This is a genomic window from Alteromonas lipotrueae (assembly GCF_019249255.1).
Taxonomy (GTDB): Bacteria; Pseudomonadota; Gammaproteobacteria; order Enterobacterales; family Alteromonadaceae; genus Alteromonas; species Alteromonas lipotrueae.
Window position 1 is genome coordinate 31,727 of record NZ_JAESDJ010000023.1, and the last position, 11,078, is coordinate 42,804.

11 protein-coding genes are annotated in these 11,078 nt (G+C 41.4%); 9 read left to right on the forward strand and 2 right to left on the reverse strand.

What is annotated here, in order from left to right:
- Window positions 1-24 precede the first annotated feature (24 nt).
- Entirely contained in the window at window positions 25-1,698 is a 1,674-nt protein-coding gene (dnaA, locus tag KYS23_RS19595; RefSeq protein WP_218397624.1) for a chromosomal replication initiator protein DnaA, read from the reverse strand.
- Window positions 1,699-2,302: 604 nt separating this feature from the next.
- Here dnaA and rpmH point away from each other — a divergent pair.
- The 6 genes from rpmH (at window position 2,303) to mnmE (ending at window position 6,661) form a co-directional block, all read left to right on the forward strand.
- Window positions 2,303-2,437: a 50S ribosomal protein L34 gene (rpmH, locus tag KYS23_RS19600; RefSeq protein ID WP_049791785.1), complete on the forward strand. Its 135-nt coding sequence runs from the start codon at window positions 2,303-2,305 to the stop codon at window positions 2,435-2,437.
- A 22-nt stretch (window positions 2,438-2,459) separates the two neighbouring features.
- On the forward strand, window positions 2,460-2,819 hold the full coding sequence (gene rnpA, locus KYS23_RS19605; RefSeq protein ID WP_013786828.1) for a ribonuclease P protein component: 360 nt from the start codon (window positions 2,460-2,462) through the stop codon (window positions 2,817-2,819).
- A complete protein-coding gene (gene yidD / locus KYS23_RS19610) occupies window positions 2,804-3,052 on the forward strand; it encodes a membrane protein insertion efficiency factor YidD (RefSeq protein WP_159534766.1) in 249 nt (82 codons plus the stop codon). Before rnpA ends, yidD begins: the two co-directional genes overlap by 16 nt.
- Window positions 3,053-3,062: 10 nt before the next feature.
- Window positions 3,063-4,715, forward strand: coding sequence for a membrane protein insertase YidC (gene yidC, locus KYS23_RS19615; protein ID WP_218419895.1), 1,653 nt, complete (start codon window positions 3,063-3,065; stop codon window positions 4,713-4,715).
- Between the two features lie 71 nt (window positions 4,716-4,786).
- Window positions 4,787-5,269: a YajQ family cyclic di-GMP-binding protein gene (locus KYS23_RS19620; protein WP_159534259.1), complete on the forward strand. Its 483-nt coding sequence runs from the start codon at window positions 4,787-4,789 to the stop codon at window positions 5,267-5,269.
- A 3-nt stretch (window positions 5,270-5,272) separates the two neighbouring features.
- Window positions 5,273-6,661 (forward strand): tRNA uridine-5-carboxymethylaminomethyl(34) synthesis GTPase MnmE, encoded by a 1,389-nt coding sequence (mnmE, locus tag KYS23_RS19625; RefSeq protein ID WP_218419897.1) that lies wholly within the window; start codon window positions 5,273-5,275, stop codon window positions 6,659-6,661.
- Window positions 6,662-6,696: 35 nt separating this feature from the next.
- Here mnmE and KYS23_RS19630 read toward each other — a convergent pair whose 3' ends face one another.
- A complete protein-coding gene (locus KYS23_RS19630) occupies window positions 6,697-8,343 on the reverse strand; it encodes an endonuclease (protein WP_218397618.1) in 1,647 nt (548 codons plus the stop codon).
- Window positions 8,344-8,620: 277 nt separating this feature from the next.
- Between KYS23_RS19630 and KYS23_RS19635 the strand changes: the two genes are divergently transcribed.
- From KYS23_RS19635 to KYS23_RS19645, 3 genes are read left to right on the forward strand one after another with little or no spacing between them, the layout of a single operon-like run.
- Complete coding sequence (locus KYS23_RS19635) at window positions 8,621-9,058, forward strand: flavodoxin domain-containing protein (protein WP_159534253.1); 438 nt, start codon at window positions 8,621-8,623, stop codon at window positions 9,056-9,058.
- Window positions 9,055-9,726, forward strand: a complete 672-nt coding sequence (locus KYS23_RS19640; RefSeq protein WP_218419899.1) for a DnaT-like ssDNA-binding domain-containing protein — start codon at window positions 9,055-9,057, stop codon at window positions 9,724-9,726. Before KYS23_RS19635 ends, KYS23_RS19640 begins: the two co-directional genes overlap by 4 nt.
- 4 nt (window positions 9,727-9,730) lie before the next feature.
- Window positions 9,731-10,552, forward strand: coding sequence for an ATP-binding protein (locus KYS23_RS19645; RefSeq protein WP_218397614.1), 822 nt, complete (start codon window positions 9,731-9,733; stop codon window positions 10,550-10,552).
- Window positions 10,553-11,078: the final 526 nt, after the last annotated feature.

An 11,078-nucleotide genomic window follows, 5' to 3' on the forward strand; every position in this document is an offset into this window, starting at 1 on the left:
TATCTCGCCTCTAAAGGTCATTTTTTAGGAAGACAAAGTCCGAATGAGGTTCTTATAGTCTTCTTTTATATCATGACTTTCTTCTCTAAGCTGCGTTATTTTTCTGCAAGCATGAAGTACCGTTGTATGGTCTCGTCCACCAAAGGCATTTCCTAACTCAGGCAAACTGTGATTGGTAAGCTCTTTCGCTAATGCCATCGCCACTTGTCTGGGCCTTGCAACACTTCGACTTCTTCGCTTAGATAAAATGTCAGCAACTTTAATCTTATAATAATCTGCCACAGTTTTCTGAATATTATCAACCGTAACTAATTTTTCTTGAAGCGCTAATAAATCTCTTAGGGCTTCACGTACAAAATCGATGGTTATCGGACGACCGGTGAAATTAGCGTTAGCAATCACTCGGTTCAACGCGCCTTCCAGTTCGCGAACATTCGAACGCAAACGCTTAGCGATAAAGAAAGCAACTTCATTGGGTAACTGTATTCGGTTCTCGGCAGCTTTTCGCATTAAAATAGCGACACGAGTTTCTAATTCAGGTGGCTCAATAGCAATGGTTAGCCCCCAGCCAAAACGAGACTTAAGGCGGTCCTCTACCCCGTCAATTTCTTTAGGGTATCTATCGGACGTGAGAATGATTTGTTGATTACCTTCAAGTAACGCATTAAAGGTATGGAAGAATTCTTCTTGAGAGCGTTCTTTATTCGCAAAAAATTGAATGTCATCAATTAATAGAGCATCCACTGAGCGGTAGAAGCGTTTAAAGTCTTCTATCGCGTTATTTTGAAGTGCCTTAACCATATCTTGAACAAAGCGCTCAGAATGCATATACACGATTTTGGCATTTTCGTTATTAGCGACAATACCATTACCAACAGCATGCAATAAGTGAGTTTTACCTAAACCTGTTCCGCCATAAATAAACAACGGGTTATAAGAACTACCAGGGTTATTAGCCACTTGAGTGGCTGCTGCTCGAGCTAATTGGTTAGATTTACCTTCAACGAAGTTATCAAACTGATAAGTCGGGTTGATATTACTTTTATGCTTAGCAGCTTCCGGGATCGGGATCACTTTAGGCTGTTGAGGTGCTGATCGCATAGTGTTAGATCCAGCACTTCGTTGATCATACTGTCTGTTATCATGAGTAGACGTAGAATGACTTTGTTGACTGTAACCTGTTTGAGGCATAGCAGAGCGAGCACTCGCCTGTACAGGTGACGACGCACTATTGTTATTATTATCAATAGATTGCTGATCGTTTCCCGCTTGACCTGCCATATTTCCGGATGATCGCCCTGAATATGGGTTATATAGCTGACTAGGTGCTTGGTTATACGATTGATGAGCCGGTTGGCCTTGGTTTTCGCTGAAGCTCTGCTTCTCGCTGTGACCCTGATTTTGGCTTTGGGATTGCTGCGGCGTAGCTGAAGCAGCAGCTCTACTGCGGCTTAAGCTTTCTCTACTCATAACATCAAGGCGTAACTGAGGTGCGTTTGGACCTGCAAATTCCCGCAATAACCCAGTAATGTTATCGAGATACTTATCTCTTACCCAATCAAGAATAAAACGGTTAGGGGCAAATAAGGCTACAACACCTTCTTCCTCTTGAGGAACCAAAGGTCTGATCCACATACTAAATTGTTGCGTGGGTAATTCTTGACGCAAACGTTCAAGACATTGATTCCATAAAGACATGTAAGTTACTTAGCTCCGGTAACTCGCAAATAACAACCAATACAAAGAAACAGGCACCGAGATGCGCGCCAGGAAGAAAATTAGGCGGATGTATATTGTTGGGTAGCAGCGAGAAATTGTTTTATCGTTTTAATAGCTGTGGATTATCTTACTTTATCAACAAAAAGTAAATGGCGATCTTTGAAGATCATCAGGATCAATTTCATAAACCATTGATTTAAATCAGAAGACTCCTTATTCGAAAATGTGCTTAATTTAGTTAAATTAAGAATTAAAATACGCATAATTGAATAAGATCATAGGCTAAAAACCGTTCATAGTGACTTAAAAATTAAAAATCTGTGGATAAAATGGTTATTATGACCAGCTTATTCACAGTTAAAATTATGGCGACTGATTAGCATTTAAGCCTCTTCAGTAAACGTTGTTCACAATTTCTACCGAAATAGTGGATTATTGATTGACAGTAGCCCCCGAGATCTCTAGAATTCAGCGTCCTTTTTCGATGGGCTTTTCTGGTGATAAGCACAACTTATTCTGGCAACAGAATAAAGTGTTTACCAAAAACGCCTATGTTTAATTAAATATAAGTGAGACTTTGGTCATGAAAAGAACATTTCAACCGAGCAATTTGAAGCGTAAGCGTTCTCACGGTTTTCGTGCACGTATGGCGACTAAAAATGGTCGTAAAATACTAGCAGCTCGCCGTGCAAAAGGCCGCGCTCGTCTTTCTGCTTAAGCTTAAGTAGAAAGCACCTAAAGTGGGCGAAAATCATTTTTCACGGGAGTTACGTCTGTTAACTCCCACCCACTTTACCTATGTGTTTGATAATGCAATTCCAGCTGTATCTCCCTCGTTTACCATCCTTGCAAGAACAAATACTCTACCATCCCCACGTTTAGGCATTACACTTGCCAAAAAGCGCATTCGTAAAGCTCACGACCGAAATCGTTTAAAACGCTTAATTCGTGAAAGTTTTCGCCATAAGCAACATGACCTTCCAAATGTGGATATTATCGTAATTGGTAAATCTGGTGCTGACAAACTGAGCAATCAAGAGATTTTCGCAACGATGGATAAGCTATGGAAAAAATTAGCCAAACGTTGCAACGCGTCTTAATCGCGCTACCACTGATACTCATAAAATTGTATCAATGGTTTATATCTCCTATTTTAGGACAACGCTGTCGTTTTCATCCATCATGTTCTTGGTATGCTATTGAAGCATTAAAAACACATGGATTAGTAAAAGGCGGTTGGCTATCAATCAAACGCATATTAAGATGCCATCCTTTGCATGCCGGTGGTTACGACCCAGTACCGGAAAAACAACAAGATAAACACTCAAAATAAAGAGACCTATATGGAATCGCAACGTAGTTTTCTGATAATTGGCCTGGCGCTGGTCAGCTTTTTGCTTTGGCAACAATGGCAAAAAGAATACGGACCTCAACCTGTACAGCAAGTACAAACAGAGCAAGCCGAACAGGTATCACAAGGTGTACCATCATTTGATGATGCACAATCTGAAGATGTGCCTACTGGTGATAGCGTTCCAGCGGCTAAACCAATGGCTAGCGCATCAAATGCTAACCGCATTATCGAAGTTAAAACTGATGGCTTAGACCTTCGCATCGATTTATTAGGTGGCGACGTTATTACCGCCGACTTATTGAAGTTTCCAGTTACCCAAGGCTCAGAAGAACCTTATAGCCTATTACGTTCAGGTAATGGCCTGTATGTAGCGCAAAGTGGTCTTATTGGTGCTAACGGACCTGATGCTAGCAGTAGCGGTCGCCCTGTTTATCGTACCGATAGCAATTTTTATGAAATGACCGGTGACAGCCTAGAAGTGCCTTTGGTGTGGAAAAACGACCAAGGACTTTCTGTTACCAAAACGTTTATCTTCAAAAAAGACCATTATGAAGTTGCGGTAAATTACACCGTAGAAAATAATTCTGGTGCTGCGGCTAATGTGCAGCAATACGCACAGCTTAAGCAAGTCATCGACGCGGAAGACGACGGCAACATGTTTATGCCTACCTATCGCGGCGCAGCGTATTCAACCGAAGAAGACCGTTATCAAAAATACACGTTTGATGATATTGCAGATGACAAGTTGCGTGAAACGACCAAGGCTGGCTGGGCTGGTATGCTAGAGCACTATTTTGTTTCTGCTTGGGTACCACCACAAGATCAAGTTAACACCATTTACTCGCGCAATATTTCAAATCAATACGCGGTTATCGGTGTATTGATGCCTGCGGCAGTGGTTAATACCGGCGAAGCAAAAACGTTGTCTAGCACCCTTTATATGGGTCCAAAAGATCAAGACAAGTTAAAAGAGATCGCCCGCGGATTAGATTTAACCGTCGATTACGGCATTCTATGGTGGATATCGCAATCACTGTTTTCTTTGCTTACGTTCCTTCACAGCTTAGTGAATAACTGGGGTGTGGCCATCATCTTAATTACTATCGTAGTGAAAGGGGCAATGTACTGGCTGACTAAGAAGCAGTACGAATCTATGGCTCGCATGCGTAACCTAGCGCCTAAAATGCAACAACTTAAAGACCGTTTTGGCGATGACAGACAAAAAATGTCTCAGTCGATGATGGAGCTTTACAAGAAAGAAAAAGTTAACCCAATGGGTGGTTGTTTACCGCTCGTACTTCAAATGCCTATCTTCCTAGCGCTCTATTGGGTGTTAATGGAAAGTGTTGAATTACGCCATGCAGATTTTGCATTGTGGATCACTGACTTATCAGTGAAAGACCCATACTTTGTATTGCCTATATTAACGGGCGCAAGTATGTACTTGTTGCAGAAATTACAACCGACAACAATTACTGACCCTATGCAGCAAAAGATAATGCAGTTTATGCCTGTGGCTATGAGTGTGTTCTTCTTATGGTTCCCTGCAGGTCTAGTATTATACTGGTTGGTGAGTAACATCATTACGTTAGTACAAGCCAAAATGATATATGCTTCTATGGAGAAGCGGGGAATTAAATAGCAACGTCTATTTCTTTTATAATAAACAGCCCGCCAATTGCGGGCTGTTTTGTCTACGAGGATAAATTAACTATGCCATCATTTGATATTGTGTCTGAAATCAATATGGAAGAAGTGCGCAACGCCACTGAAAACGCACACCGAGAACTTGCCACACGTTTCGATTTTCGCGGTATTGAAGCGAGCTTTGAATACAAAGAGAAAACCGTGGTGATGAAAGCGGAAGCTGAATTCCAGCTACAGCAAATGGAAAGCATGTTTAGAACCGCATGCTCTAAACGAAACCTAGATACGTCGTTTTTAGATGTAAAGCCGTTTGATGCGAATGGGAAAACCTATCGTCAAACTATCGCATTCAAAGAAGGCATAGAACAGCCCATTGCCAAAAAGATCGTAAAAATAATTAAAGACGCGAAAATTAAAGTACAAACGGCTATTCAAGGTGAAGAACTTCGAGTAACGGGTAAAAAGCGTGACGATTTACAACAAGCTATGGCCTTGGTCAAATCATCAGATTTAGGTCAGCCTTTTCAATTTAAGAACTTTCGCGACTAAAATATGGATTCACATATCATCACAACCGATACCATTACCGCTCAAGCCACTGCCCCTGGGCGCGGTGGTGTTGGAATAGTGCGGGTTTCAGGTCCATACGCAAAAGCTATCGCTGAAGTATTAGTTCCCACACCGCTAACGCCAAGATTGGCGACCTATACCCCGTTTGTCGATAGTCAACAAAACGTTATCGACCAAGGTATCGCGCTATTCTTCAAAGGGCCTAATTCATTTACGGGCGAAGATGTATTAGAACTACAAGGTCATGGCGGCCAAGTTGTGATGGATATGCTCATTGATGCTGTGCTTTCCACTGGTAAAGCACGATTAGCTAATCCAGGTGAGTTTAGTGAACAAGCATTCATTAATGATAAGCTCGATTTAGCGCAAGCTGAGGCGATTGCTGATTTAATTGATGCCAGTTCTAAACAAGCGGCAAGAAGCGCGCTACGTTCGTTACAGGGCGAATTTTCAACCCAAATTCAAACCTTATCCGACCAAATTGTTCATCTACGCATGTACGTTGAAGCCGCTATCGACTTTCCTGAAGAAGAAATTGATTTCTTATCTGATGGCAAAGTATCTGGTGACTTAGCCGCCATACTTGCGCATCTTCAAGTGGTGAGAGAGCAAGCAAAGCAGGGAAGCCTGCTCAGAGAAGGGATGCAGGTGGTTATTGCCGGGCGTCCTAATGCGGGTAAATCAAGTTTACTTAATGCATTAGCAGGCCGAGACAGTGCCATTGTCACCGAAATTGCAGGCACGACCCGAGATGTATTAAAAGAGCATATTCACATTAACGGCATGCCGGTGCACATCATTGATACCGCCGGGCTTCGTGATAGCCCTGACAAAGTAGAACAGATTGGTATTGAACGGGCGTGGCAAGCAATTAGCGAAGCCGATCACGTACTTTTTGTCACTGATTCAACCACTACCGATGTGGCAGATCCTTATAAAATTTGGCCTGAGTTTATGGCTCGCTTACCACAAGGTATCCCTACCACGGTAATCAAAAATAAAGCGGATCTTAGCGACTTGCAAGTTGGCTTGAATCAAGTAAAAACAGAGCATGGCGAGATGCCCGTTATTAATATTTCGGCAAAACAAAGTGACGGTATAGATACCCTACGGGATCATTTAGCCAAAACCATGGGCTTCGACACCACCACTGAAGGGCAATTCATCGCCAGAAGACGTCATCTCGATGCGTTGGAAAAAGCCTACGAATATGTAGTAATAGGCGAACAACAACTTCACGATGCTATGGCCGGCGAACTACTTGCAGAAGAACTTCGTTTAGCCCATCAGTCATTATGTGAAATAACCGGTGAATTCACCTCAGACGATTTACTTGGAAAGATATTTTCATCTTTCTGTATTGGTAAGTAATAGGTCGCCAGAGAGTCTCTGGCGACCCAACCAATCTAGTTCCCCCAAATGTCATTCACATAATCAGGATTATCAATAAACGGATTTCGATTCGACTGAAAACTATAAGCAGCCTCATTTCTATCAATTTCCTTTTGACTAACTGGGTCCTGTTGATGCCAATTTAACAACATTGTTAAAAACCATGATTCAAAAACTTGGCTACTTGTTCCATTAAGCACCGCATCACCATAGCTACTATTAGATTCCCATGAACTGATGACATCTTCATATCGTGTAGCCATATAAAAATAAGCGCGAGCAATATCGCCTTTAAATTCATCAATAGGTTCAAATACCGTACCGGAATAGCCTAAACCGGAAACCGCTGCACCTAATAGTGAGCCATTTTGAGAGGTAAATGTGCTACTGCCCACTTCCCCATAAGGGTAACTACTGCGCTTAGAGTTCACATATCCATCGGTTGGAAATACATGATGAATATCTGTATTCATTGGTGCTACAGCGCCACCAAACCAACTACGAGGAAAGGAATGCTCTCGGTTATAACAATCGCCTTCTCCAGAGTAGTTTCCACATTGATCACTACTAGAAGTAAAACTATAAGGGTCGTTAGAAGAAGGAAGTTCAGAATAAATATCCAATATACTGCCATCGTTTTCATAATAGCTATCTAGGCCATAAGAAACATAAAACGTCCAAAGGTCACCATATGACTGTGAGCTGTGCCCTTTAATAATATTGTAAAGTGCAGTCTTTAATGAATAACCTGTCATACCTGACGCATTTGAATAATAGTCTGATGTATCGTTATTACCGCCGCTTCCGTCACCTCCTCCATTATCGCCGCTATTTCCTAGCGTGAAGGTAGTAGCTTCTGAAGACGTAAATTCACCACCACTCGCCACGGTAACGTTATCAAATGTTAACGAATAACTGCCTGAGCCAAAGCTGCAACAAATGCCATCACCGTAACTGTCTTGTATTGTTAATGTGTAAGTGTCGTCAGTGAGACATACCGATTCGCTATAGGTGGTGTTACTTTCATAACCACTACCTTGATATTCCACAGCGTTTGCACTATTGGTAATAGTCCAACTAGTCTCACTACCATAGTTATCGGTAACGAGAGAGAACGAACCTGAATTAGACTCGCAGGTTTCTCCTCCCGGCTCCTCACTTGTGCTGTCTGTTGGCGAAAATAAGTCAACGTACACGAGTTCAGACCCGTCAAATGATGACTGATCATAGAACCTCAGTCCTATGTCTATAGATGAAGTACTAGAAGCGGTATAGGCGTAGCTTAATTCTTGCCACTGCCCAGTATTTGATGGTGTCGAATAACCTTGGTAACCATCTACGTAAAGACGCGCAGATACGCCACCCTCTGTATGATAAACCCACACACTAAAAGTGTATGACTCACCACTGACTACATCAACTGACTGCCTAAAATCGGTAGAGCCTTGCGTTGTGGTATTTACCGTAATCGCCGCAGCACTATCGCCGTTGTAAACAATACTATTAGATTGAGAAACCTCTATACCTGAGTCAATGGTATCCCAACTATTGGGAACGCCATTGCTCCAGCTTTCAAAATCGCCATTCACCACATCGGCAAAAGCAAATGCGTGAAGCGTTAACGTCATTACACCTATTGTGCGAACTATATTTTTATTCATTATTTTATTTTCTCTTTTTTTTTTCGACATACTCGGTGTCATCAAAATAATTACACAATATGACAGCACTGTGAACAATAAACGACCAATTTGCATATAAATATAAATAAAACCTTATATCTAAATGCTATCGTTAAATTATTAGGGTGGTTCTCGACTTTTCTTTGTAATCCCAAGACAATCTTTTATCATGGTAAAAAGCCGAACAAATAGCAGGCTAGAGTGAGCAATAGCAAGTACGGCACATAAACATTTTGATGGCTAAGGTAGGTAGAAAGTGAGTAAACATTATTCCATTATCGTGGGCTCTATGCTCGGCGCATCTGAGTACGTCGCCGATGCATTGGCGAAATCATTGATTAATATGGGGAATACTGTAACTATCCATAACACGCCTACATTAGAAGACGTAAAAGACGAACCCAATTGGATTGTCTGCACATCGACACACGGAGCCGGAGAGTTACCCGATAACATTAAACCGTTTGCTAAAGCACTAGAAACTGCTGATTTATCCAAGGTAAACGCGTTTATTATTGGGTTAGGAGATACCAGTTATGACACGTATTGTTTCGGTGCTCTTATGATGGAAAATCTATTAAAATCACGAGGTGCTACATTAGAGGCATCAGCCCATTTAATTGATGTTTTGGAGCATCCTATACCGGAAGATGAAGCGGTAATGTGGTTTGAACGAATGCTGGAAACTGCATGAGTACAACGCTAACGCAAGCAGAACTCGCGGTACTGCAATCGCCGCTATCCAATGATTGCCGCGTACTTTACTTACTTGGCTTACGCCCAACCGCCAATACAGCATCAACAGCAAGTGCTGCTATTGATTATAAATTCTTACTGTCGATGTTAAACGGAGAGCATAAAGACACTCCCTATCAACGTGGCCGGCAAATTAATAGCCTTTTAAAGCAGCTTGAACTTGTTGGACTGGTGGCGCTTCCAGAAGCGTTGGATTTAGAGCACTCCATTAATGGTAAAGCCCTACTTCTTCCTTTGATAAACAATGCACAATCAAACTTTGATACCTTGCATAAATCTCACTTTGCTATTTCAGCAGACTGGAAACCAAACAAGGATCTGTTCTTAGAGATGGCCTCGCTACTAGGCATTATTGACACAGAATATGATGAAAATGAAGTTGGTGAATTCATTTCCTATTGGCTGGGCAGACCAACCACTATATTAAGTGAGTTTCAGTGGACACAGAAATTTGCTCACAATATAAAGCATAAGCGGGTAGCTGCAGGTTATTCTCCTGTAAGAAAAGTAGGAAATCAGCAAGTGAAAGTTGCAGCTGGTATCGAAGCAGATGATAATGCAAGAAAGCTGGTGGAAAAATACGCCACGTCCACAAAGAAGAATTGATGCTATGGATCGAATTACAGATAAAATTGCAAATCTTGCAAAGGCACTTAACAAGCCTTCAGAGCCTAATGATGAATATATCGATTACGCAACGCTTAGAAAGCAATATGAGAACCAAGCAAACCAAGAGATTGGTCAACTACAACAGCGCTCTAAAAAAGCGCGCGTAGAAGCCATTCATGGGCGTTCTGATCTAAATCCAAAATGGACATTCACAAATTTAATTGAAGACAGTGACGATGTTATTGAAGCAGTATCTATCGCTCAATCGTTCATTGCAGCTCACGATGATCCAGCCTGGCGCCAAAGCGGTTCACACATGATGTTATTTTATGGTGATTATGGCCGAGGTAAGTCTCATATTGCAGGCGCGATCGCGCATCAACTCATAGAGCAATATGAGATATCCGTATTATATAGGCAACTTTCAACCCTATTGGAAATGCGTTATTCCTCTTACGATTTTAGTGCCACAGACAACATAGGCCAGAAATTTAGAGAAGCAAACCAAGAACTACTAGAAGTCGATTTACTCATTCTTGATGAAGTGTGTGTGAATGAAACCGTACTTAAAAAGAATACCCAAAGCTGGTTGGGTAACTTATTACGCCAACGATTGGTGAATAAAAAGAACTGTATCTTAATCACCAACCATAGTTTAAGCGAACTAGAACACGCTATGGGGCGCTATTGCTTTGAGTCAGTTAAAGAATACGATACTTACAAAGTACGCTTTCAAGGGCCAAGTAGACGTGAAGGCTTAACCCAAGATGAAGCCGAAGCACAGAATATCACACCAAGATATCAACCTAATCAGGTACGCTAAACCAAAACCCACAGGCAGTAAGCGTTAAAAGATCATTAAAATCCCCCTCGTAATTCTCTAAAAGGGTGTCATTAATAATGATCATTACTCCCTAGTGGCACTGATTTTTTCTGTTTACTCCATAAATTTTCAATTATTTTCCTGATCACATAATAAAAGATAATGAGTGATCATATGATCCACTCAAAAATTGTGGAAAGATCTCATCCACAGTTAGATCGCTCTGAAAGCCATATTCTATGCTTAGTTAACGATCTAACAGTAGTATTAACCAACATTTTATCCCCAATGCGATCACATCTTGATCAGTGCTGTGGATAGGATCCTACAAACCACTGTGTATAAGCTCTTACTGAAGAATGAGTAACTTTATTCACAATTGCCCATGTGGATAACTAAGGGGTTTATACACAAGATTATGAGGGGGTTATCGATCTGTATTACACAACCTTTTAGATCGTGTAACTTCATGATCTGAAACTGCTTTAAAGGGTTACTAACAGATCTTGCTGATCCTAATAATAAT